Source organism: Streptomyces sp. NPDC101194 (assembly GCF_044767885.1).
Classification (GTDB): Bacteria; Actinomycetota; Actinomycetes; order Streptomycetales; family Streptomycetaceae; genus Streptomyces.
In genome coordinates, this window is the sequence record NZ_JBIWOS010000001.1 from 1,434,478 (window position 1) to 1,457,432 (window position 22,955).

General features: G+C 69.8%; 22 protein-coding genes. 14 read left to right on the top strand and 8 right to left on the bottom strand.

What is annotated here, in order from left to right; all coding sequences use genetic code 11:
- Nucleotides 1-190 precede the first annotated feature (190 nt).
- The 3 genes from ACIRP2_RS06410 (at nt 191) to moaA (ending at nt 3,427) form a co-directional block, all read left to right on the top strand.
- On the top strand, nt 191-556 hold the full coding sequence (locus tag ACIRP2_RS06410) for a DUF485 domain-containing protein (protein WP_404247052.1): 366 nt from the start codon (nt 191-193) through the stop codon (nt 554-556).
- Nucleotides 553-2,193: a cation acetate symporter gene (locus tag ACIRP2_RS06415; protein WP_404247054.1), complete on the top strand. Its 1,641-nt coding sequence runs from the start codon at nt 553-555 to the stop codon at nt 2,191-2,193. Before ACIRP2_RS06410 ends, ACIRP2_RS06415 begins: the two co-directional genes overlap by 4 nt.
- A 244-nt stretch (nt 2,194-2,437) precedes the next feature.
- Entirely contained in the window at nt 2,438-3,427 is a 990-nt protein-coding gene (moaA, locus tag ACIRP2_RS06420) for a GTP 3',8-cyclase MoaA (RefSeq protein ID WP_404247056.1), read from the top strand.
- 77 nt (nt 3,428-3,504) lie between these two features.
- On the opposite strand, the gene ACIRP2_RS06425 is transcribed toward moaA, so the two are convergent.
- Nucleotides 3,505-3,762 (bottom strand): hypothetical protein, encoded by a 258-nt coding sequence (locus ACIRP2_RS06425; RefSeq protein ID WP_404247058.1) that lies wholly within the window; start codon nt 3,760-3,762, stop codon nt 3,505-3,507.
- Between the two features lie 362 nt (nt 3,763-4,124).
- Nucleotides 4,125-4,490, bottom strand: a complete 366-nt coding sequence (locus ACIRP2_RS06430; protein ID WP_404247060.1) for a DUF3099 domain-containing protein — start codon at nt 4,488-4,490, stop codon at nt 4,125-4,127.
- Between the two features lie 246 nt (nt 4,491-4,736).
- Between ACIRP2_RS06430 and ACIRP2_RS06435 the strand changes: the two genes are divergently transcribed.
- Nucleotides 4,737-5,012, top strand: a complete 276-nt coding sequence (locus ACIRP2_RS06435) for a GlsB/YeaQ/YmgE family stress response membrane protein (RefSeq protein ID WP_402284655.1) — start codon at nt 4,737-4,739, stop codon at nt 5,010-5,012.
- 101 nt (nt 5,013-5,113) lie between these two features.
- Here the strand turns inward: ACIRP2_RS06435 and tyrS are convergent, their stop codons facing one another.
- The 3 genes from tyrS to ACIRP2_RS06450 all read right to left on the bottom strand — a co-directional run bounded on the left by tyrS (nt 5,114) and on the right by ACIRP2_RS06450 (nt 9,435).
- Entirely contained in the window at nt 5,114-6,379 is a 1,266-nt protein-coding gene (gene tyrS, locus ACIRP2_RS06440; RefSeq protein ID WP_404247062.1) for a tyrosine--tRNA ligase, read from the bottom strand.
- Between the two features lie 55 nt (nt 6,380-6,434).
- Nucleotides 6,435-7,829 (bottom strand): metallopeptidase TldD-related protein, encoded by a 1,395-nt coding sequence (locus tag ACIRP2_RS06445; RefSeq protein WP_404247064.1) that lies wholly within the window; start codon nt 7,827-7,829, stop codon nt 6,435-6,437.
- Nucleotides 7,830-7,911: 82 nt separating this feature from the next.
- Nucleotides 7,912-9,435 carry a TldD/PmbA family protein gene (locus tag ACIRP2_RS06450; protein ID WP_404247066.1) on the bottom strand — a complete coding sequence of 508 codons (1,524 nt, stop codon included), beginning with the start codon at nt 9,433-9,435 and terminating at the stop codon, nt 7,912-7,914.
- Nucleotides 9,436-9,914: 479 nt separating this feature from the next.
- On the opposite strand from ACIRP2_RS06450, the gene fabG reads away from it, so the two are divergent.
- The 3 genes from fabG (at nt 9,915) to ACIRP2_RS06465 (ending at nt 11,948) form a co-directional block, all read left to right on the top strand.
- Entirely contained in the window at nt 9,915-10,634 is a 720-nt protein-coding gene (gene fabG / locus ACIRP2_RS06455; protein ID WP_351083715.1) for a 3-oxoacyl-[acyl-carrier-protein] reductase, read from the top strand.
- A gap of 5 nt (nt 10,635-10,639) precedes the next feature.
- Entirely contained in the window at nt 10,640-11,407 is a 768-nt protein-coding gene (gene fabI / locus ACIRP2_RS06460; RefSeq protein ID WP_351083717.1) for an enoyl-ACP reductase FabI, read from the top strand.
- A gap of 163 nt (nt 11,408-11,570) precedes the next feature.
- Nucleotides 11,571-11,948 (top strand): hypothetical protein, encoded by a 378-nt coding sequence (locus tag ACIRP2_RS06465; protein ID WP_404247069.1) that lies wholly within the window; start codon nt 11,571-11,573, stop codon nt 11,946-11,948.
- Between the two features lie 42 nt (nt 11,949-11,990).
- Here the strand turns inward: ACIRP2_RS06465 and ACIRP2_RS06470 are convergent, their stop codons facing one another.
- Nucleotides 11,991-12,665, bottom strand: coding sequence for a FadR/GntR family transcriptional regulator (locus ACIRP2_RS06470; protein WP_376275495.1), 675 nt, complete (start codon nt 12,663-12,665; stop codon nt 11,991-11,993).
- Between the two features lie 187 nt (nt 12,666-12,852).
- Here ACIRP2_RS06470 and ACIRP2_RS06475 point away from each other — a divergent pair, with 187 nt between their 5' ends.
- From ACIRP2_RS06475 to ACIRP2_RS06490, 4 genes are all read left to right on the top strand, one after another.
- Nucleotides 12,853-14,157, top strand: coding sequence for a CynX/NimT family MFS transporter (locus tag ACIRP2_RS06475; protein ID WP_404247071.1), 1,305 nt, complete (start codon nt 12,853-12,855; stop codon nt 14,155-14,157).
- Nucleotides 14,158-14,183: 26 nt separating this feature from the next.
- Nucleotides 14,184-14,294 (top strand): SGM_5486 family transporter-associated protein, encoded by a 111-nt coding sequence (locus ACIRP2_RS06480; RefSeq protein ID WP_361452851.1) that lies wholly within the window; start codon nt 14,184-14,186, stop codon nt 14,292-14,294.
- A gap of 147 nt (nt 14,295-14,441) precedes the next feature.
- Nucleotides 14,442-14,648, top strand: a complete 207-nt coding sequence (locus ACIRP2_RS06485; RefSeq protein ID WP_404247073.1) for a hypothetical protein — start codon at nt 14,442-14,444, stop codon at nt 14,646-14,648.
- A 74-nt stretch (nt 14,649-14,722) separates the two neighbouring features.
- On the top strand, nt 14,723-15,241 hold the full coding sequence (locus ACIRP2_RS06490) for a histidine phosphatase family protein (protein WP_361452677.1): 519 nt from the start codon (nt 14,723-14,725) through the stop codon (nt 15,239-15,241).
- A gap of 191 nt (nt 15,242-15,432) precedes the next feature.
- On the opposite strand, the gene serB is transcribed toward ACIRP2_RS06490, so the two are convergent.
- Nucleotides 15,433-16,689 carry a phosphoserine phosphatase SerB gene (serB, locus tag ACIRP2_RS06495; protein WP_404247075.1) on the bottom strand — a complete coding sequence of 419 codons (1,257 nt, stop codon included), beginning with the start codon at nt 16,687-16,689 and terminating at the stop codon, nt 15,433-15,435.
- A gap of 377 nt (nt 16,690-17,066) precedes the next feature.
- Here serB and ACIRP2_RS06500 point away from each other — a divergent pair, with 377 nt between their 5' ends.
- Nucleotides 17,067-19,640 carry an FHA domain-containing protein gene (locus ACIRP2_RS06500; RefSeq protein WP_404247077.1) on the top strand — a complete coding sequence of 858 codons (2,574 nt, stop codon included), beginning with the start codon at nt 17,067-17,069 and terminating at the stop codon, nt 19,638-19,640.
- 114 nt (nt 19,641-19,754) lie between these two features.
- On the opposite strand, the gene ACIRP2_RS06505 is transcribed toward ACIRP2_RS06500, so the two are convergent.
- On the bottom strand, nt 19,755-20,516 hold the full coding sequence (locus ACIRP2_RS06505; RefSeq protein ID WP_404247079.1) for a transglycosylase SLT domain-containing protein: 762 nt from the start codon (nt 20,514-20,516) through the stop codon (nt 19,755-19,757).
- Nucleotides 20,517-20,978: 462 nt separating this feature from the next.
- Here ACIRP2_RS06505 and ACIRP2_RS06510 point away from each other — a divergent pair, with 462 nt between their 5' ends.
- Complete coding sequence (locus ACIRP2_RS06510; protein ID WP_404247081.1) at nt 20,979-22,124, top strand: GAF domain-containing sensor histidine kinase; 1,146 nt, start codon at nt 20,979-20,981, stop codon at nt 22,122-22,124.
- Nucleotides 22,117-22,761 carry a response regulator gene (locus ACIRP2_RS06515; RefSeq protein WP_404247083.1) on the top strand — a complete coding sequence of 215 codons (645 nt, stop codon included), beginning with the start codon at nt 22,117-22,119 and terminating at the stop codon, nt 22,759-22,761. Before ACIRP2_RS06510 ends, ACIRP2_RS06515 begins: the two co-directional genes overlap by 8 nt.
- Nucleotides 22,762-22,955: the final 194 nt, after the last annotated feature.

The following is a 22,955-nucleotide window of genomic DNA, read 5'->3' on the forward strand; positions in this document are numbered from 1 at the left end:
AAAGGTGCGGCGTCGGGTGGGGCCGGGTGGCCGCGCAGCGGCCGGTCGGAGAAGTGCGGTTGTGCGGTGAACCGCTTCGCCGCGCCGTCCGTGCCGTTGTCAGGGGAAGCGCACCATCGTCCCCGGCCATCGAGGTTCCGCAATGAAGTCCACCGTCCCCACCACCGCACCCGCGTCGCGAGGAGATTCCGTGACTACCGATGCACCGCCGCCCGAGGTCAGTACGGACACCCGCACTGCCCAGCCCACGACCGAGGCGTTCGTCGCGACGCAGGAGAGCGCGGAATTCGGCGAACTGCGTCACGCGCACCGCTCGTTCGCCTTCCCGCTGACCATCGCCTTCGTCCTCTGGTACCTGCTGTACGTGCTGCTGTCCAACTACGCGGGCGGCTTCATGGGCACCAAGGTCTACGCCAACATCAACGTGGCCTTCGTCTTCGGCCTCGCCCAGTTCGTCACCACGTTCCTCATCGCCTGGTTCTACTCGCGCCACGCGGCCGCGAAGCTCGACCCGAGGGCCGAGGCCATCAAGTCCCGTATGGAGGCCGACGCATGAGCGCCGTGTACCACTCGCACCCCGCCCTCCAGTTGGCCGCCTCCTCGACCACCGAGCACCGGCCGCTGATCATCACGCTCTTCGCCGTGTTCGTCGCCGCGACGCTGGGCATCACCGTCTGGGCGGGCCGGCAGACCAAGAGTGCCTCCGACTTCTACGCCGGCGGCCGGCAGTTCACCGCTTTCCAGAACGGACTCGCGGTCTCCGGCGACTACATGTCGGCGGCCTCGTTCCTCGGGATCGCCGGAGCCATCGCCCTCTTCGGCTACGACGGCTTCCTGTACTCCATCGGCTTCCTCGTCGCCTGGCTGGTGGCCCTGCTGCTGGTCGCCGAGCCGCTGCGCAACTCGGGCCGCTACACGATGGGCGATGTCCTCGCCTACCGGATGCGTCAGCGCCCGATCCGTACCGCCTCGGGCGTCTCCACCATCGTGGTCTCGATCTTCTATCTGCTGGCGCAGATGGCGGGTGCGGGCGTCCTGGTCTCCCTGCTCCTCGGCATCACCAGCGACGCGGGCAAGATCCTCATCGTCGCGCTGGTCGGCGTGCTGATGATCGTGTACGTCACCATCGGTGGCATGAAGGGCACCACCTGGGTCCAGATGGTCAAGGCCGTGCTGCTCATCGCGGGTGCGCTCCTGATGACCTTCCTGGTGCTGCTGAAGTTCGACTTCAACGTCTCCGACCTGCTGGGCACGGCCGCCGCGAAGAGCGGTCACGGAGCGGCGTTCCTGGAGCCCGGACTCAAGTACGGCGCGACCGGCACCTCGAAGCTGGACTTCCTCTCCCTCGGCATCGCGCTGGTCCTCGGCACCGCCGGTCTGCCGCACATCCTGATCCGCTTCTACACGGTGCCGACCGCGAAGGCCGCCCGTAAGTCGGTCAACTGGGCCATCGGCATCATCGGCGCCTTCTACCTGATGACGATCGCGCTCGGCTTCGGCGCCGCGGCCCTGATCGGCCCGGACGAGATCAAGGCGAAGAACCCGGCCGGAAACGCGGCCGCCCCGCAGCTCGCCGAGTACCTCGGCGGGGTCGGCTCCACGGGCGGCGCCGTGCTGCTGGCCGTGATCTCGGCCGTCGCCTTCGCCACCATCCTCGCCGTCGTCGCGGGCCTCACCCTCGCCTCCTCGTCCTCCTTCGCGCACGACATCTACGCCAACGTCATCCGCAAGGGGAAGGCCACCGAGAAGGAGGAGATGCGCGCCGCCCGCTGGGCCACCGTCCTCATCGGCGCGGTCGCCATCGTCCTCGGCGCCTTCGCGCGCGACATGAACGTCGCCGGACTGGTGGCGCTCGCCTTCGCCGTCGCCGCCTCCGCGAACCTGCCGACGATCCTCTACAGCCTCTTCTGGAAGCGCTTCACCACCCAGGGCGCGCTGTGGTCGATCTACGGCGGCCTGGCCGCGTCCGTGATCCTGGTGCTGTTCTCGCCCGTCGTCTCCGGAAACCCGAAGACCTCGATGTTCAAGGGCGTCGACTTCGCCTGGTTCCCGCTGGAGAACCCGGGACTGATCTCCATCCCGCTGGGCTTCCTGCTCGGCTGGATCGGCTCCCTCCTCTCGAAGGAGGAACCGGACAAGGGCAAGTACGCCGAACTGGAGGTCAAGTCCCTCACCGGAGTCGGGGCGCACTGACCGGGGCGGAACCCGGCGCGAGGTCCGCGCCGGGGCGCACCCCGATCCGCGGCCGTGTCGTAGAGTCCTACGACACGGCCGTGCCACTCCTCGTGTCATACGGGCCCCCTCCGATGTCACCGGTCTCGCGTAGTCTCGAAAAGGTCAGCCGAAAGCCGACCGGGACATCCGACCCGGCGGGCGAGCGGGAAGACCGGACGTGCCGGACACGGCGGCCGGACAGCAACCGGGGGAGGGGGCCCACATGCTCATCGACACCTACGATCGGGTCGCCACCGACCTGCGCGTGTCGCTGACCGACCGGTGCAATCTGCGATGCACGTACTGCATGCCGGAGGAAGGCCTGCAATGGCTGGCCAAGCCCGACCTGCTGAGCGACGACGAGATCGTCCGGCTGGTGGGCATCGCCGTCACCCGGCTCGGCATCACCGACGTCCGCTTCACCGGCGGTGAGCCGCTGCTGCGTCCCGGCCTGGTCTCCATCGTCGAGCGGTGCGCGGCCCTGAGCCCACGCCCCAGGATGTCGCTCACCACCAACGGCATCGGACTGAAGCGCACGGCGGCCGCGCTCCGGGCCGCGGGCCTGGACCGGGTCAACGTCTCGCTGGACACCCTGCGCCCCGAGGTCTTCAAGACACTCACCCGCCGCGACCGCCACCACGACGTGCTGGCCGGCCTCGAAGCCGCCCACGAGGCCGGCCTCACCCCGGTCAAGGTCAACGCCGTCCTGATGCCGGGACTCAACGACGACGAGGCCCCCGACCTGCTGGCCTGGGCCGTCGAGCACGGCTACGAGCTCCGCTTCATCGAGCAGATGCCGCTCGACGCACAGCACGGCTGGAAGCGCGACGGCATGATCACGGCGGGCGACATACTCCAGTCGCTGCGCACCCGCTTCACCCTCACCGAGGAGGGCGACGACCGACGCGGTTCCGCCCCCGCCGAGCGCTGGCTCGTCGACGGCGGACCCCATCGCGTCGGTGTCATCGCCTCCGTCACCCGCCCCTTCTGCCGGGCCTGCGACCGCACCAGACTGACCGCCGACGGGCAGGTGCGCACCTGCCTGTTCGCCCGCGAGGAGACCGATCTGCGCGGCGCCCTGCGCTCCGACGCGCCGGATGAGGAGATCGCCCGGATCTGGACGCTGGCGATGTGGGGCAAGAAGGCCGGATCCGGTCTGGACGACCCGTCCTTCCTGCAGCCGGACCGGCCGATGTCGGCGATCGGAGGCTGAGAGCCTGTCGAGGGCCGGGAGGGGACGGACGGACCCGGCGAGGCCCGGGGGTGCCGGGCGCAGCCGGACCTTCCCTCCTACGGCCTGCCCGATCCCGGCCGGTCGGACTCCCACTCCGCCAGCTTCACGACATCCTTGAGGAAGCCCCGGACATCCAGGAACGAGGACAGATGCTCCCGGTGCTCCTCGCAGGCCAGCCAGGTCTTTCGACGCTCGGGGGTGTGCAGCTTCGGGTTGTTCCAGGCCAGCACCCACACGGCGTCGGTCCGGCAGCCCTTGGCGGAACAGACGGGGGCGGCGGCAGCGCTCTCGGCCGCGGATTCAGGGGAGTTCACGGCTCAATCGTAGGGTCTTTGGTTGGATCTTTCGTTCGGGGGAGACCCCGCATGATCCACACGAGAGGACCTGGGCCGGCGCCGGTTCCGGCTCCCGGCCGGCCCGCGCGGCGGATGGCCCGAACGCATCCCCGGCCGGAGAAAAAGCGACGCCGAGCAGCCACGGGGGGAGCTGCCCGGCGTCGGTCCGTCGCTCCGACGGGGGATGCGGAGCGCCTACGAAGTATGTCACGCAGACGGGGGTGCGGTGCACCGTAACTTCACGATTGATCTGAGGTTTTCACGAGCTCCGGGTGCGGTGCGGCCTCAACCGTGCTCCTGCCCGAGCCGACTCCCCGTGGCTCAGGCCGAGGGCCCGTGGCTCACGACGTCTCCCCGCCGTGACGGGCCCCGTCGGCCTCCGGGCCGGATTCGGCGGCACCGGACACGGGCGCGGCATCGAGCATCGGCCGCATCGGCGCCGGGACGAAGGTCGACGGAAGCGAAGGGGTGTTCTCCCGGCCCGCGTTGGCGATGACCACCGCCACGTAAGGAAGCAGGACCCCGAGCGCCAGTGCCACGATCGCGACGTACCGCTCCACGTTCCAGAGCACGGCGGCCAGGATCACCGAAACCGTTCGCACCGACATCGAGATCACATAGCGCCGCTGCCTGCCGCGCACGTCGTCCGCGAGTCCCTGCCGGGCCCCCGTGATCCGGAAGACCTCGCTACCGCCCTGTTTCCGCATCACGTCTCCACCACCCTTCCCCCGGCACCCGCTGGACCGGAGGGACCTCGTTCACATGCCGGACGCTCCCCGGACCGGACCGCATCCACGGTACGCCCGGCGTCCGAGGGCTTCGAGACCGGGGCGCGCCGCATTCGCGCGAATCGGCGGCGCACCGCACATACGGACGTGCCCGGCATGCGGCATACGGCCCATCGGCGGAGACTGGGCCCACATGCGCGACATCGCGTCGCACGAGGAGGCGACATGGGCTGGTTGTGGGCGATCATCGTGGGTCTGGTGCTCGGTGTGATCGCGAGGGCGATCCTGCCCGGCAAACAGAACATCCCACTCTGGTTGACGACGGTCTTCGGCATCCTGGGCAGTGTCCTCGGGAATGCCGTCGCCACCTGGATCGGCGTCAACGACACCAAGGGCATCGACTGGACGCGCCATCTGCTCCAGCTGATCGGCGCGGTGGTCGTCGTCGGTGTCGGTGACATGCTGTGGACGTCGTTCCGCGGCACCAAGCAGAGAGCCTGAGCCGAGCGGGCGCCTGGGCCACCGGGCCACGACGTACCGCCGAACGCACCGCGGCCGGACACGCGTCACGCGTGCCCGGCCGCAGTGCGTTCGCAACGGGATCAGCCGGTGACCTCGACGGCGGCGAGGTTCTTCTTGCCCCGGCGCAGCACCAGCCAGCGGCCGTGCAGCAGTTCCTCGCGGGCCGGCGCGCTCTCGCCGTCCGTGACCTTGACGTTGTTCACGTACGCGCCGCCCTCCTTCACCGTGCGGCGGGCCCCCGACTTGCTCGGCGCCAGGCCGACCTCCACGAGGAGGTCCACCAGCGGGCCGAGCTCGGTGACCTGTGCGTGGGGCACCTCGGACAGCGCGGCGCTCAGCGTCGCCTCGTCCAGCTCGCCCAGCTCACCCTGTCCGAAGAGCGCCTTCGACGCCGCGATGACCGCGGCGCACTGATCGGCGCCGTGCACCAGCGTCGTCAGTTCCTCGGCCAGCGCACGCTGCGCCGTCCGGGCCTGCGGGCGCTCCTCGGTGACCTTCTCCAGCTCCTCCAGCTCCGCGGGGCTGAGGAAGCTGAGGATGCGCATGTAGCGGGAGACGTCCCGGTCGTCCACGTTCAGCCAGAACTGGTAGAACGCGTACGGCGTCGTCATCGACGGGTCGAGCCAGACGGCACCGCTCTCGGACTTCCCGAACTTGGTCCCGTCCGCCTTCGTCATCAGCGGTGTGGCCAGCGCGTGCACCTCGGCGCCCGGCTCCAGGCGGTGGATCAGGTCGAGGCCCGCGGTGAGGTTGCCCCACTGGTCGCTGCCGCCCTGCTGGAGGGTGCAGCCGTAGCGCCGGTACAGCTCCAGGTAGTCCATGCTCTGGAGCAGCTGGTAGCTGAACTCGGTGTAGCTGATGCCCTCGTCGGACTCCAGCCGCCGGGCGATGGAGTCCTTGGTCAGCATCTTGTTGACGCGGAAGTGCTTGCCGATGTCCCGGAGGAACTCGATCGCGGACATGCCCGCGGTCCAGTCCAGGTTGTTGACCATGACCGCCGCGTTCTCGCCCTCGAAGGACAGGAACGGCTCGATCTGGGACCGCAGCCGCGACACCCAGTTGGCGACCGTCTCCGGGTCGTTCAGCGTGCGCTCGGCGGTCGGCCTCGGGTCACCGATCTGGCCGGTGGCGCCGCCCACCAGGGCGAGCGGACGCAGACCGGCTCGCTGGAGCCGGCGCATGGTGAGCACCTGCACCAGATGACCGACGTGCAGACTCGCCGCGGTGGGGTCGTAGCCGCAATAGAACGTGACGGGACCGTCCGCGAGAGCCTTGCGCAGTGCGTCCTCGTCAGTGGACTGGGCGAACAGCCCACGCCACTTCAGCTCGTCGACGATGTCCGTCACGGTTCCGTGTCTCCTCAGCTACGTGTGTCGAAAGGCAACAGTCAGTCTAGGCGGGTCACACGCCGAGGCTCACCGAGCTCATGTTGAAGTCCGGGATCCGCAGCGCGGGCATGGCGGCCCGGGTGAACCAGTCGCCCCACTCGCGCGGCAGCGTCTTCTCCGTACGGCCCGCCTCCGTGGCCCGCGACAGCAGGTCCACCGGCGACTCGTTGAACCGGAAGTTGTTCACCTCCCCGACGACCTCGCCGTCCTCGACGAGGTACACCCCGTCGCGGGTCAGCCCGGTCAGCAGCAGCGTCGCCGGATCGACCTCCCGGATGTACCACATGCAGGTCAGCAGCAGCCCGCGGCCGGTCGTCGCGGCCACCATCTCCTCCAGGGACCGCTCGCCCCCGCCTTCGAGCACCAGGTTGTCGATCGCCGGCGCCACCGGCAGCCCGGTCAGCCCCGCCGTGTGCCGGGTGGTCGTCAGATGTTCCAGCCGGCCTTCCCGGATCCACTCGGTCGACGCCAGTGGCAGACCGTTGTCGAAGACGGAGGCGCCGTCCCCGGAGGCATGGGCGATCACGAACGGCGCCGACTCCAGGCCCGGTGCGTGCGGGTCGCTGCGCAGCGACAGCGGCAGCTCGGACAAGGTCTCGCCGATCCTGGTTCCGCCGCCCGGCCTGGAGAACACCGTCCGGCCCTCCGCGGCGTCCCGCGCCGTCGACGACCACAGCTGGTAGACCAGCAGATCGGCCACGGCGGTCGGCGGCAGCAGCGTCTCGTACCGCCCGGCGGGCAGTTCGATACGGCGCTCGGCCCAGCGCAGCCGCCGCGCCAGCTCGGCGTCGAGCTCGGCGGGGTCGACGTCCTTGAAATCGCGCGTGGAGCGGCCGGCCCAGGTCGAACGGGTCCGGTCGGGGGACTTGGCGTTGAGTTCCAGTGTCCCGTTCGGCTGATCGTGTCGCAGCCGCAGCCCCGTCGAGGTACCGAGGTACGTCGAGGTCATCTGGTGGTGGGCGAAGCCGTACAGCTCCCGGCCGCCGGACCGGGCACGGGCGAAGGCGTCGCCCAGCGCCGGGGCGAACTCCGCGAAGACCTCCGAGCCCGTCCCGGCCGGCCCGTCCGTGAAATCGGGCGACGCGGGCACCCCGGTGACCAGCGGCTGCGCGTCCTCCGCCGGACCGGCCCCGCGTGCGGCGGCCTCGGCTGCCCGCACCAGCGGTTCCAGGTCGTCGGCGGTGACCGCGGACCGGGACACCACACCGGACGCGGTGCCCTGCGCACCGTCGACGGTGGCGATGACGGTCAGGGTCCGCCCCCGTGTCACCCCGTTCGTCGTGAGCGCGTTGCCGGCCCAGCGCAGATTCGCGGACGACTCCTCGTCGGCGATGACCACGCAGCCGTCTGCGGTGGACAGTTCGAGCGCCCGCTCGACGATCTCGTGCGGCTTGCTGACGCGGCTCATCGTCCGGCCTCCTGCGTCGTGTTGAGACTGTGCTGTCCCGGGGGGCGACCCCCGGACCCCCAGCCGGTTTCGTGGTGACCGCTCATCGCCCGGCCTCCTGCGTCGTGTTGAGGATGTTCACGCCCCGGAAGAGGGCAGTGGGGCAGCCGTGCGAGACGGCCGCGACCTGGCCCGGCTGGGCCTTGCCGCAGTTGAAGGCGCCGCCCAGGACGTACGTCTGCGGGCCGCCGACCTTCTCCATCGAGCCCCAGAAGTCCGTCGTCGTCGCCTGGTACGCGACATCGCGCAGCTGACCCGCCAGCCTGCCGTTCTCGATGCGGAAGAACCGCTGCCCGGTGAACTGGAAGTTGTAGCGCTGCATGTCGATCGACCACGACCGGTCGCCGACCACGTAGATCCCGCGCTCCACCCCGCCGATCAGATCCTCCGTGGACAGCCCGCCCGGATCCGGCCGCAGCGACACGTTGGCCATCCGCTGCACGGGGACATGGCCCGGCGAGTCCGCGTACGCGCAGCCGTTGGAACGGCCCAGCCCCGTCAGCTTCGCGATCCGCCGGTCCAGCTGGTACCCGACCAGTGTCCCGTCCTTGATCAGGTCCCAGGACTGCGCCTCGACGCCCTCGTCGTCGTACCCGATGGTCGCGAGCCCGTGCTCGGCGGTGCGGTCGCCCGTCACATTCATCACGGGGGAGCCGTACGCCAGCTTCCCCAGCTGGTCGAAGGTGGCGAACGAGGTCCCGGCGTACGCCGCCTCGTACCCCAGCGCCCGGTCCAGCTCGGTGGCGTGGCCGATCGACTCGTGGATGGTCAGCCAGAGGTTGGACGGGTCGACGACCAGGTCGTACGTCCCCGCCTCGACGCTCGGCGCCCGCATCTTCTCGGCCAGCAGCCCGGGAATCCGCTCCAGCTCGTCGTCCCAGTCCCAGCCGGTCCCGGTCAGGTACTCCCAGCCGCGGCCCACCGGCGGGGCGATCGTCCGCATCGAGTCGAACTCACCGGTGGTCCCGTCCACGGCGGTCGCGGTGAGCTGCGGATGCAGCCGTACCCGCTGCTGAGTGGTGACGGTGCCCGCCGTGTCCGCGTAGAACTTGTTCTCGTGGACGGTCATCAGGGAGGCGTCCACATGCGCGACACCCTCGGCACCCAGGAGCCGGCTGCTCCACTCGGCGAGCAGCCCCGCCTTCTCCTCGTCCGGTACGTCGAAGGGATCGATGTCGTAGGCGGAGACCCAGGTCCGCTCACCGTGCACCGGCTCGTCCGCCAGTTCCACCCGCTCGTCGGACCCGGCCGCCGCGATCACCTTCGCCGACAGCTTCGCCATGGCGACGGCCTGCGAGGCCACCTTCGCCGCGGCGTCCATCGTCAGATCCACGCCGGACGCGAACCCCCACGCCCCGCCGTGCACCACGCGCACCGCGTACCCGAGATCGGTGGTGTCCGAGGTCCCGGCGGGCCGGGCGTCCCGCAACCGCCAGGACGCGCTGCGCACCCGTTCGAAACGGAAGTCGGCGTGCACGGCCCCCAGCGCACGCGCGCGGGCGAGCGCCGCGTCGGCGAGGGCCCGCAGGGGCAGGGCGAGAAACGACTGATCGACCTGATGAGCCATGTAGAACTCCGTCTTTTCGGCATGTGTCCGCAGTGAACAATGCCGTGCGCCGACGCCGATCGGCCACAGGTTTCGCCGGACGCGCACACACGGCCGCGCGGCTCGGCGTGGCGGAGCCCGCCGGGAACACCGTCCGGGCTCCCGCGGGTCTGTACGCACCGGGTGCCGGCGATCGTGCGCCTGCGTCCGTCGGCCCCTCCGCCGGTCCTCCGGTCGTCCCGTCCGTCCGAGCCGCGCGGCGCGGGGCGCGGCATCCGCCCTGTCGGACGGGGTGCGGACCCGCCGGGAGCTTCGGGCCGTCCGCCGGGCGCGCCTGGCCTCCCGCTGACGCGGCGCTGACACGAAACGTTCGTCCAAAGCGGACACTGTGGGGTTCCTACAGTGCCCGGCGTGAGGCGCTGTCAGGGGCCGATTGCTCTCGGAGCGGGTGGTACCGATAGGTTTTCGAGGTACCAGACCGCTATCGAAAGGGTGATCCGTTGAGCCGCTCGGTTCTCGTCACCGGAGGAAACCGGGGCATCGGCCTCGCCATCGCCCGCGCTTTCGCCGACAACGGCGACAAGGTCGCGATCACGTACCGCTCGGGCGAGCCTCCCCAGATCCTCACCGAGGCGGGCGTTCTGGCCGTCCGCTGCGACATCACGGACGCCGAACAGGTGGAGCAGGCCTACAAGGAGATCGAGGAGAAGCACGGTCCCGTCGAGGTGCTGGTCGCCAACGCCGGTATCACCAAGGACCAGTTGCTGATGCGGATGTCCGAGGAGGACTTCACGTCCGTACTCGACACCAACCTCACCGGCACCTTCCGGGTCGTCAAGCGCGCCAACCGCGGCATGCTGCGCGCCAAGAAGGGCCGCGTGGTCCTCATCTCCTCCGTCGTCGGGCTCCTCGGCTCGGCCGGGCAGGCGAACTACGCCGCCTCCAAGGCCGGTCTGGTCGGCTTCGCCCGGTCGCTGGCCCGTGAGCTCGGCTCGCGGAACATCACCTTCAACGTCGTCGCACCCGGTTTCGTCGACACCGACATGACCCAGGTGCTCACCGAGGAGCAGCGCAAGGGCATCGTGTCCCAGGTGCCGCTGGGCCGCTACGCGCAGCCCGAGGAGATCGCCGCCGCGGTGCGCTTCCTCGCTTCCGACGACGCGTCGTACATCACTGGAGCCGTCATCCCCGTTGACGGCGGATTGGGCATGGGTCACTGATCACCATGAGCGGAATTCTCGACGGCAAGCGCATCCTGATCACCGGTGTGCTGATGGAGTCGTCCATCGCCTTCCACACCGCCAAGGTGGCCCAGGAGCAGGGTGCCGAGATCATCCTGACCGCCTTCCCCCGACCCACGCTGACGGAGCGCATCGCCAAGAAGCTGCCGAAGCCGGCCAAGGTCATCGAGCTGGACGTCACCGACAGTGAGCACCTGGACCGCCTCGCGGGCCTGGTCCGGGACGAGCTCGGTTCGCTCGACGGCGTCGTGCACTCCATCGGCTTCGCGCCGCAGGACGCGCTCGGCGGCAACTTCCTGAACACCCCGTTCGAGTCCGTGTCCACCGCGATGCACGTCTCGGCGTTCTCGCTGAAGTCGCTCGCCATGGCCTGCAAGCCGCTGATGAGCGAGGGCGGCTCGATCGTCGGCCTCACCTTCGACGCGCAGTTCGCCTGGCCGCAGTACGACTGGATGGGCCCGGCCAAGGCCGCGCTGGAGGCCACCTCCCGTTACCTCGCCCGCGACCTGGGCAAGGACGACATCCGCTGCAACCTGATCTCGGCCGGACCGATCGGTTCCATGGCCGCGAAGTCCATCCCGGGCTTCTCCGAGCTCGCGGACGTGTGGAACACCCGCTCCCCGCTGTCCTGGAACATGGCGGACCCGGAGCCGGCCGGCCGCGGTGTCGTCGCCCTGCTCTCGGACTTCTTCCCGAAGACCACGGGCGAGATCATCCACGTCGACGGCGGCGTGCACATGATGGGCGCCTGATCGCGCACCACAGGCTCTGACACGGCCGCGTACCGCTTCCGAGGAGGCGGTACGCGGCCGTCGTGCGTCCGTACCCGGCCCCGCTCAAGTCGAAAAGATGGTCGATCCACCGCAGAATGTGGTGGAACCGGACTTCTTGTCAGGCTGCGGGGAGGAGGTCGCTGTGCACTCCACACGTCGCCGCACCCGGATTCTGCTGGCCGGCTCGGTGGCCGCCGCCGCGCTCGCCGCCCCGGTGGGCATATCCGTGGCGGGGCGGTCAGGAGCCGGCGCGCGCGCACCCGCCGCACCCACCCCGGAACCCTCCGGCGCCGAGTGCCGTACCTCGGTCCAGGGCTCCCGGGTCGTCGCCCACTGCCACAACCCGTACCCCTCCACCGACCGCGTGCAGCTGCACACCGAGTGCCGCCGCTGGTGGGACGTGGACGCGGACGCACCCCCGGTCGACGTGGGACCGGGGCAGACGGTACGGATCGACGACCGCTGCTGGAAGGAGATAGGCACCGTCTGGGTCACACACCGGGTCCAGGGTTCCGTCTGATGCCTTCTGCGACGTTCTCTCCGCACGTTCGGACGTGACGCCTCACACCCGGTCCACCAGACAGCTCAGCGCATGACTCGCGGCCTCGGCCGCCGCCGTCTCCGCGTCCCCCGCCCGGATCGCCTCGACCAGCCGGCCGTGGTCCATGAGGCTCTCCGGCCCCAGCTCATGGCCGACGTCGTCCCTGAGGTAGTCGCGCAGCAGATCGCCCAGGTCGGCGTAGAGCCCGGTCAGCACATCGTTGTGGGAGGCCGCGACCACGGCCAGATGCAGCGTCGCGTCGGCCGCGACGAACGCCTCGGCGTCACCCGCGGCCCAGGTCTCCTCCCGGCGCGCCATGAGCGCGTCCATCTGCTTCAGATCCCGCTCGGTGCGCCGTGCGGCGGCCAGTCGCGCGGCCGACGACTCCAGGGTGGAGCGCAGCTCGGCGACATGGCGCGGATCGGCAGTGGCGAAGCGGCGGTGCATCACCCCGGCCAGTTCGCTGGTGGCGACGACATAGGTGCCCGAACCCTGCCGGATGTCGAGCAGGCCGTTGTGCGCGAGCGCGCGGACGGCCTCGCGGACGGTGTTACGGGCCACCCCCAGCTGCTCCACCAGCTCGGGCTCGGTGGGAATGCGTGAACCCACGGGCCACTCGCCCGAGGTGATCTGATTCCTCAGCTGGGCAATCACCTGGTCGGCGAGTGCCGAACGCCGCGGTGACGTCAGCGCCATGGTGCTCCTTGCTCGGGTCGCCGGGTCATGACTCGGCTCACTGGGTGATGAGGGGTGCTCGGTGTGACGGTGCTCGGTGCGTCGGGAGGGGGGAGGGGTTGCCGGGGATTCCGCCGGGAGTGCATGGTCTCAGAGCGGAGCGCGAAGGATTGGACAATCAATCATCCCATGATTCTATGATGACCCCATGCCCGACGACGAGACCCGGCCGCAGACCCGGACCCTGAGCCCCGCCATCGCAGTGGACGCCCCCACGAACACCCCGGCCCCGCACACCGCACAGGCCGTGCGGAGCGCCCCCGAGGCCTCGCCGTGGCTGCTCCGGCTGGTCGTCGTCGGGCTGGTGCTCGCCGCGCTCAATCTCCGCCCCGCCATCACCAGCCTCGGCGCCCTCCTCGAAGAGGTGCAGAGCGGCCTGCACATGAGTGGCAGCGTCGCCGGCGTCCTCACCTCCGTACCGCCGCTCTGTTTCGCGGTCTTCGGCGTCATGGCGCCGCGCCTCGCCCGCCGCTTCGGCCCGGGTGCGATCGTCTGCGCCGGCATGATCGCCATCACGGCGGGTCTGGTGATCCGGCCGCTCGTCGGCGGTACGGCCGGCTTCCTCGCCGCGAGCGCCCTCGCGCTCATGGGCATCGCCGTCAGCAATGTCCTGATGCCGGTGATCGTCAAGCGCTGGTTCCCGGACCGGGTCGGCTCCATGACCGGGCTCTACTCGATGTCCCTGGCCCTCGGCACCTCGCTCGCCGCCGCCCTGACCGTGCCCATGACCCACGCGCTGGGGGGCAGCTGGAGGGCGGGCCTCGGCATCTGGGCCGTGCTCGCCGCCGCCGCGGTCCTGCCGTGGATCCCGCTGGTACGGGACCGGCGCCGGGCCGCGGGACGGACCGCCGCCCACCATCAGGAAGCCCCGGCACTCAAGATCGTCCGTAGTCGTACCGCGTGGGGCCTCGCCTGCTTCTTCGGCCTGCAGGCCACCGCCGCGTACATCACCATGGGATGGATGCCGCAGATCTTCCGCGACGCCGGGGTCTCGGCCGGCACCGCGGGCGTCCTGCTCGCCGTGACCATGGCGATGGGTGTGCCGCTCGCCTTCGTCATCCCCCGGGCCGCCGCCCGCATGAAGAACCAGGGCCCGATCGTCGTCCTCCTCGGCTCCTGCGGCCTCATCGGATACGCGGGCCTGTACCTCGCACCCGCCGGCGGGGCCTGGGCCTGGGCACTGCTGCTGGGCATTTCGAACTGCGCCTTCCCGCTCGCCCTGACCATGATCGGCATGCGGTCCCGCAGTGGCGCCGGAGTGGTCCGGCTGTCCGCTTTCGCGCAGTCCACCGGCTATCTGATCTCGATTCCGGGGCCACTGCTCGTCGGCGTGCTCCACCAGCACAGCGGCGGCTGGGGGCTGCCGATCGCGCTGATGGCGGGCCTCATGGTGCCGCAGATGGTGGCCGGAATCCTGGCAGGGCGGGACCGGACGATCGAGGACGAATGCTGAGATGCGAGACTGAGCCCATGTCTCCTGTGCTCGACCCGAATCCGCAGAACGGTCAGAAGAAGCTCCTCCTCGTACTCGGGGCGATGCTGCTGGTCACCGTGATCATCTCGGTGATCGCCACGGTCGCGTCCCCCTGACCCGCGCCCGGCGGCCGATGGTGGGGCTGGCCCCACCATCCCCTAGGGGGCCAGGGTCAGGGTGAAGTGGGTGGGTCACCGGATGGGACCGGCGGCGCCGCGACCGTAGGTTCGAGGTATCAGAACCGATGACCCACGGAGGCGGACATGCCGGCCGGTACCCACACCCGGACCACCCACCCGGCCACGGGCAGCGTCGAGGTCCGGCTGCCGTGGTGGGCCGTCGCGCTGCCCGCGATCGGGTTCGCCGCGCTGCTGTTGATGATCGTGGGATCCGGCGAGGCCCACGCGGCGACGACCGACCCTGCGGTCGGCCGGTTGCTTGAGCGAATCGTGGCCTTCGTGACCCGCTGACGGCGCTCCCGCCCACCGCCCGAGCCCTTCAACACCCTGCGACGGGCGGCGCGTTTCGTGCGAAGCTGAGGTGTATGAGCGTCGATACACCTCGCAGGATCGTCCTTCTCAGACATGCAAAGGCGGAATGGTCGCAGGACTCGGACCATGAGCGGCCACTCGCGGAGCGCGGCCGCAAGGACGCCCCCGTCGCGGGACGCAAGCTCGTCGACTCCGGGATCGTCCTCGATCTGGCTCTCTGCTCGACGGCGGCCAGGACGCGAGAGACGTGGAAGCTGGCGGTGCACGAGATGCCGCACCGACCCAGGACCGTGTACGAGGAGCGACTGTACGAGGCGTCCCTCGGCGAGCTGATCGCCCTGATCAACGAGACCCCCGACGATGTGCGCGATCTCCTCGTCATCGGCCACAACCCCGGCATGCACGCCGTCGCCGACGCCCTCTCGGAATCGGCCGAGGGCGACGCCCTGTCCCGGATGAACCGCGGAGGGTTCCCGACCGCGGCCTTCGCCGTCGTCGAGTTCTCCGGCTCCTGGAAGGGCGTGGAGCACGGGGTGGGCAAGCTGGTCGAGTACTGGACGCCCAACGACTGATCCCGCTGCGGCACGGCCCGCGCCGCCGAACGGTTTCGCCGTCGCCCGCCTGCCGTGCCGTACGAGCGGGGCCACGGCCCGTGCTGCCGTACGGCTGCCTTTGTCGTGTGTACGAGCAGGGCCCCGGTGCGCAAACCACCGGGGCCCTGCCGCTGCGTGAGTACGCGGGTGCCCGAGCCCGCGGATACGCGTCAGTCGACGAGACCGTCGGCGGCCTCGACCTCCTCGCGGGTGATGCCCAGCAGATACAGCACGGTGTCCAGGAACGGCACGTTCACCGCGGTGTGCGCGGCCTCGCGGACCACCGGCTTGGCGTTGAAGGCCACCCCGAGCCCGGCGGTGTTCAGCATGTCCAGGTCGTTCGCACCGTCACCGATCGCCACGGTCTGTGCCAGCGGCACCCCTGCCTGCGCGGCGAAACTGCGCAGCAGCCGGGCCTTCCCGGCCCGGTCGACGATGTCACCGACGACCCGTCCGGTGAGCTTGCCGTCGACCACTTCCAAGGTGTTGGCAGAGGCGAAGTCGAGCCCGAGCCGTTCCTTCAGATCGTCGGTGACCTGGGTGAACCCACCCGAAACCACGCCCACTTGGTAGCCGAGTCGCTTCAGCGTACGGATCAGGGTGCGGGCGCCCGGCGTCAGCCGCACCTCGGCGCGCACCTTGTCCACCACCGACACATCGAGCCCCGCCAGCAGCGCCACCCGTGCGTGCAGCGACTGCTCGAAGTCGAGCTCGCCGCGCATCGCCTGCTCGGTCACCTCGGCGACCTTGTCCTCGCAGCCGGCGTGGGCGGCGAAGAGCTCGATGACCTCGTCCTGGATGAGCGTCGAGTCGACGTCCATGACGACCAGTCGCTGCGCCCGGCGGCTCAGCCCGGCCGACACCACCGCCACATCGACACCGATCCCGGCGGACTCCGTCGCCAGCGCCGTCCGCAGCTCCTCGGTCCCGGCACCGGACACCGCGAACTCGACCGCGGTGACCGGATACTTCGCGAGCCGGAAGATACGGTCGATGTTGCCGCCGGTCGAGGTGATCGTGGCCGCTATGGCGGCGGTCGACTCCGCGGTCAGCGGGTGTCCGAGCACCGTCACATGGGAACGTCCGTAGCCGCGCGGCCGGTTGTCACCCGTACCGGAGATGATCTCGGCCTGCAGCTTCAGCGAATCGGCCCAGCTGTGCACGGTGGCCCGCAGGTCGCCCGCGGTGGTGCCGCCCGCGGTCGGGGTCGTGATCAGCGCGCACAGGACGATGCGGCCACGGGTGACGACCTGTTCGATGTCGACGACATCGACCGAGTAGGCGGCGAGGGTGTCGAAGAGCCCGGCGGTGATCCCGGGGCGGTCCTTCCCGAAGATCTTCACGAGAAGGGTGGGTGTGTCCGACCCCTGACGGTACTCAGGGGGCTCAGGAGACGGAGAGGACTGAGGTGGCTGAGATGCGCTCATGGTGCTCCCACCGTATCGGTCCGACTCGTGGCACCGGCGGTCCGTCCCGAGGGTCGGACAGCGTGCCGCCGGCCGGGCCCGGCCCTGAGCCTGCGGGCGGGAACGGACGGCACGCACGCGGGCACGTCCGGCGACCGGGTCCCGGCCGGGCAGGATGGTACGTCCCGTAATGCACCGTTCACCCATGGTTCATATCGAGTCATGGTCGCTTAGCACTCTCCGTTCCCGTTCCTCCCGGGCGACGGCACGACTCCGCAGGTCTCGGCGGGGTCTTCCCCCCGCCCGACTTTCGTATCCGGGAGTGCTCCTGGAATAGTTCCCCACGATGTTCAGCATCCCTAGACTCCCTGCAACGGGGGTAACACGGGGGACAACTAGTGGGGCGCGGAGTGCCAGAACTCGTACTGGAATTGAATGGCAGGACCTGGACGCTCGATCCGTCCAGGTCGTACACCTTGGGCCGCGATCCGCAGGGGGACCTGACGATCGACGACGCCCGGGTGTCGTGGCGGCATGCCACGATCAGCTGGGGCGGCCAGAGTTGGTTCATCGAGGACCACGGCAGCACCAATGGCACCTATGTGCAGGGGCGGCGCATCCAGCAGCTGGAAATAGGGCCCGGCTCCGCCGTGCACCTGGGCAATGCCACTGACGGACCGCGGCTGAGCATCGGTGCCGCCGCGGGTGCCGATGCGTACAACGGGCAGGGTGCGGGTGGGCCGCAGGCCCCCGCCCAACAGGCCCAGCAGGGTGGCGCCGGCTGGCCCGGCCGACAGGCTCCTGTCCCGCAGCAACAGCAGCCGCAGCAGGGCTGGCAGCAGCCCCCTCAGGGGCAGCCGCAGCAGCCCGCGCAGCCCCATGTTCCGCACCAGCAGGGCAGGACGAACACGCCCGGCGTCGGCGGGCCCGGCGGTGCCGCGGGGGCCCCGTCGGTCTACGGCGACCGCAGCCCGACCACGTTCCACCAGTTCTCCCTCGGCCGTGTCATGCGCATCGGTCGTGCGCTGGAGAACGAACTGGTCGTCTCCGACCTCCAGGTCTCGCGCCACCACGCCGAGTTCCACGCGACCCCCGACGGCCGTTTCGAGATCCGTGACCTCGGATCCCACAACGGCACCTACGTCAACGGTCAGCCGCTCTCGAAGTCCGGTTCCGCGCTCATCGGCCCGAACGACATCGTCGGCGTCGGTCACTCGACGTTCCGCCTGGTCGGCGACCGGCTGGAGGAGTTCGTCGACACCGGCGAGGTCTCCTTCTCCGCCCGCCACCTCACGGTGACGGTCGACGGCGGGAAGCAGATCCTCAAGGACGTGTCCTTCGGCGTCCCGGAGAAGTCGCTCATCGCGGTCATCGGCCCGTCGGGCTCCGGGAAGTCCACGCTGCTCAAGGCGCTCACCGGCTACCGGCCGGCCAACCAGGGCGACGTCCTCTACGACAACCGGAACCTGTACAAGCAGTTCGCCGAGCTGCGTCAGCGCATCGGTCTGGTCCCGCAGGACGACATCCTGCACAAGGAACTCACCGTCACCAAGGCCCTCAAGTACGCGGCCAAGCTCCGCTTCCCCGCGGACACCACCGAGGCCGAGCGCGAGGCCCGGATCCACGAAGTCCTCGCAGAGCTCAAGCTCGACATCCACAAGGACAAGAAGGTCACCTCGCTCTCCGGAGGCCAGCGCAAGCGTGTCTCCGTGGCCCTGGAGCTGCTCACCAAGCCGTCGCTGATCTTCCTGGACGAGCCGACCTCCGGCCTCGACCCGGGCATGGACCGCGACGTCATGCAACTGCTGCGCGGCCTGGCCGACGACGGCCGTACGGTCCTCGTCGTCACCCACTCCGTGGCCGAGCTGGCGATCTGCGACAAGCTGCTCGTCATGGCGCCGGGCGGTTCCGTCGCCTACTTCGGTCCGCCGGAGGAAGCGCTCAACTTCTTCGGCTACACCACGTGGGCCGATGTCTTCTCCGCGTTCGAGAACTACCGCGACTACGACTGGGCGGGCCGCTGGCGCGGTTCGCAGCACTACCAGATGTACGCCGCGGACATCGACGCCGTCGCCGTGCAGTCCGTACACATGCCGCCCCCGCAGCAGATGCGCACGCGCAAGCCGCAGAGCTGGACGGCTCAGCTGTTCACACTGATGCGCCGCTACATCTCGGTGATCGCGTCCGACAAGGGCTTCATGGGCCTGATGGTGATCCTGCCCGCCGTGCTCGGCATCGTCAGCGTGGTCATTCCGGCCAACTTCGGCCTGGCCCCGCCGAAGCCGCCGTCCCGGTTCAACGGGGCCGCCGGAACGATCATGCTGATCCTCGCGGTCGGCATGTGCTTCTCCGGCGCGGCCAACTCCGTACGAGAACTGATCAAGGAACGCGTCATCTACGAACGGGAACGGGCCACCGGTCTCTCCCGTTCGGCCTATCTGATGTCCAAGGTGATCGTCCTCGGCGTGATCACGGCCTTCCAGGGCGTGATCATCTGCGGCATCGGATTCTCCACCCGTGAGCTGCCCGCAGAGGGCCTGATCATGCCGCCGGCCGTCGAGCTCTGTCTGACGATCATCGCGCTCGGCTTCACCTCGATGATGTTCGGCCTGGTCATCTCCTCGCTGGTGAAGACCTCCGAGAAGACGATGCCGCTGCTGGTCATGTTCGCGATCGTCCAGGTCGTCTTCACCGGCATCCTCTTCCAGGTCTACGGATCGCCCGGCCTGGAACAGTTCGCCTGGCTGATGCCGTCCCGCTGGGCCATCGCCGGTGCGGGCACGACGCTCGACCTCTCCCACCTCATGGCGCCGTGGGACCCGAAGAACCCGACCGACCTCGACCCGCTGTGGGAGCACTCGGCCGGCCAGTGGGGGATGAACATCTCGGTGCTGCTGCTGCTCGGCATCATCTGCGGCATCGCGGTCGCGCGACTGCTGCGTCGCCACGAGCCGGAGGTCATGCGCAAGTAGGCGCGAGCACCGGCACGAAACGCCGGAGGGCGGCAACCCCACGTGGGGTTGCCGCCCTCCGGCGTCGGCGTGTGCCGTTCGACGCACGGATCGTCCGAGGACGTCCGGAGCCGGTCAGTACGCGCTGTTGACGTTGTCGATCGAGCCGTACCGGTCGGCGGCGTAGTTGGCCGCGGCGGTGATGTTGGCGACCGGGTCGTAGATGTTCGTCGAGGTGCCGGAGACGTGGTACGCGTTGAACGTCGGCCGGATGACCTGCAGCAGCCCGCAGGACGGGGTGCCGTTCTTGGCGTTGATGTCCCAGCCGTTGATGGCGTTGGGGTTGCCGGTGGACTCCCGCATGATGTTGCGGTGCAGACCGTCGTACGAACCGGGGATGCCGTGGGCCCGCATGATGTCCAGGGACTGCCTGATCCAGCCGTCCAGGTTGTTGGCGTAGACCGGGGTGCGCGTCTCGGAGCGGCTCGCGGCCTGCGTCCCGTTGCGCTTCTCGGCGGCCTTGGCCTTCGCCTCGGCCTCGGCCCTGACCTTGGCAGCGGCGGCGGCCTTGGCCTTCGCGGCGGCCTCGGCCTTCGCCTTCACGGCGGCGGCCTCCTCGGCCCTGGCGAGGTCTGCGGCCTTGATCAGATTCGCGGCGGTGGAGTGCTGCTCGATGAGGCTGGCCTGCAGTGCCTTGGCCTGCGGATTACCGACGGCCGACGCGAGAACCACGGGGGCGGCGGACGTGGGGGTCTGCGCCTCGGGCTTGGATTCCGCGTTGGCGGGGACGAGCGAGAACGAGAGCGAGGCGACGGCAACGGCGGAGATGCCCGCGACGGAGAGCTTCTGGGTCTTGTTCAGGCGACGACAACTGCCGGGGATGCTGGACAGGGACATACAGACGTACCTCTTCGAATCGCGGGAGTCCTCACGGAGGACGAAGACGGGAAGCTTTCGCATCTCCGTCGGGGACGGGTGCAATTCTTAGCGCCAGCAAAATCTGGTGGCAAAGGTGTGACGTACGAACCCGGATAGTGGATCGGTGCCCCGCTCGAACGCGATGCCCCGCGCTCATGACTGTTGATGTGGCACTTACGTCTCCACTAGCGAGCTTCGTAAGTGATGTGGGTCCTATGCCCGGCCTCACACCGGTCGGGCGGCAAACTCACCAACCGTTGCTCAAGCAATCCAGAGGGTTAGGTTCCGCATCGGAGAACGGTAGTTGGGCCTTCCTGGGCCTGCCGGACCCGTAGGGGATCACCGCACCCCACGTCGTCGACGGACCTAGTCCCTGCGTCCCCGTCGACGGCCTTCCACGGGCTGATACGCCACGTCCGCCCCCGCCGGTACCGTGAGGCCATGAGTCATCGCCCACCGTCGGGCCTCGCAGCGGTGAGTGCCGCGCTGCTCGCCATGAGCCGGCACCTCGAAGTGCGGGACGTCCTCAAGACGATCGTCGCCTCGGCCCGTGAGCTGCTGGACGCCGAGTACGCGGCCCTGGGCGTCCCCGACGACCACGGCGGCTTCGCCCAGTTCGTCGTCGACGGCGTCAGCGACGAGCAGTGGAAGGCCATCGGCCCCCTGCCCCGGCAGCACGGCATCCTCGCCGCGATGCTCCACGAGGCGAAGCCCGAGCGCCTCGCGGACGTCCGAAGGGATCCCCGCTTCGAGGGCTGGCCCGCCGCGCACCCCGACATGTCCGACTTCCTCGGCCTCCCCGTCCGGGACGGCGACGAGATCATCGGCGCACTCTTCCTCGCCAACAAGCGCTGCCCCAAGCCGGAAGGCAGCTGCGGGTTCACCGGGGAGGACGAGGAACTGCTGTCGATCCTCGCCCAGCACGCGGCGATCGCCCTCACCAACGCCCGGCTGTACGAGCGGAGCCGCGAACTCACCATCGCCGAGGAGCGGTCCCGGCTCGCCCATGAGCTGCACGACGCGGTCAGTCAGAAGCTGTTCTCGCTGCGGCTCACGGCACAGGCCGCCACCGCCCTGATCGACCGCGACCCGGCCCGCGCCAAGGGCGAGCTGCAGCAGGTCGCCGCGCTCGCCGCGGAAGCAGTGGACGAGCTGCGCGCCGCCGTCATCGAACTGCGCCCCGCCGCTCTCGACGAGGACGGTCTCGTCGCCACGCTCCGTACCCAGATCCAGGTCCTGGACCGGGCCCACACGGCCCGGGTCACCTTCGAGAGCCTGGGCGTACGGGCCCTGCCCGCCGCTCAGGAGGAGGCGCTGCTCCGGGTCTCCCAGGAGGCCCTGCACAACGCACTGCGCCATTCCGGCGCCGAGCACGTCACCGTCACGCTGGCCCGGCACGGCGGCGGCACGCTGCTCCGGATCACCGACGACGGCGGCGGATTCGAACCCGCGGCGACCCGGCAGGCAGGCCGGCACCTGGGCCTGGTGTCCATGCGGGACCGCGCGAGCGGGGTCGGCGGAAGACTCATCGTTGAATCGGCGCCCGGCAAGGGCACCACGATCGAGATGGAGGTACCCGGTGGCTGACAGGATCATCAGGGTGCTGCTGGTCGACGACCACCAGGTGGTCCGCCGCGGTCTGCGTACGTTCCTGGAGGTCCAGGACGACATCGAAGTGGTCGGCGAGGCGTCCGACGGCGCCGAAGGAGTGGCCAGGACGGAGGAGCTCCGCCCCGATGTCGTCCTGATGGACATCAAGATGCCCGGCACCGACGGGATCGAGGCCCTGCGCAAGCTCCGCGAGCTGGAGAACCCGGCCAAGGTCCTCATCGTCACCAGCTTCACCGAGCAGCGCACCGTGGTCCCCGCCCTGCGTGCCGGAGCCTCCGGTTACGTGTACAAGGACGTCGACCCGGACGCCCTGGCCGGCGCCATCCGCTCGGTGCACGCGGGCCACGTCCTGCTCCAGCCGGAGGTCGCGGGAGCCCTCCTCGCCCAGGACGACGCGGGCGGCGGTACGGGCCGTGGGAGCTCCCTCACCGAACGTGAGCGGGAAGTGCTGGGCCTGATCGCCGACGGCCGTTCCAACCGGGAGATCGCGCGAGCACTGGTCCTCTCCGAGAAGACCGTGAAGACACACGTCTCGAACATCCTGATGAAGCTCGATCTCTCGGACCGGACGCAGGCCGCCCTCTGGGCCGTCCGGCACGGGGCGGCGGGCTGAGCGGCACCGGGACGGACCGCCTTCCTCCGGTCCGAGATTCATACTGTCGGGTGTATGTCGCCCACACGGCGCAACCTGTTCGACTCCGAGGCGTGGTGGACGGGGGGGGGGGCGCCCCCCGCCCCCCCCGGGGGTGACCCGCCGGGGGGGCCGCGATGTAGAAACGGAAAGATGTGGCCGCCGCGCCCCCCCCC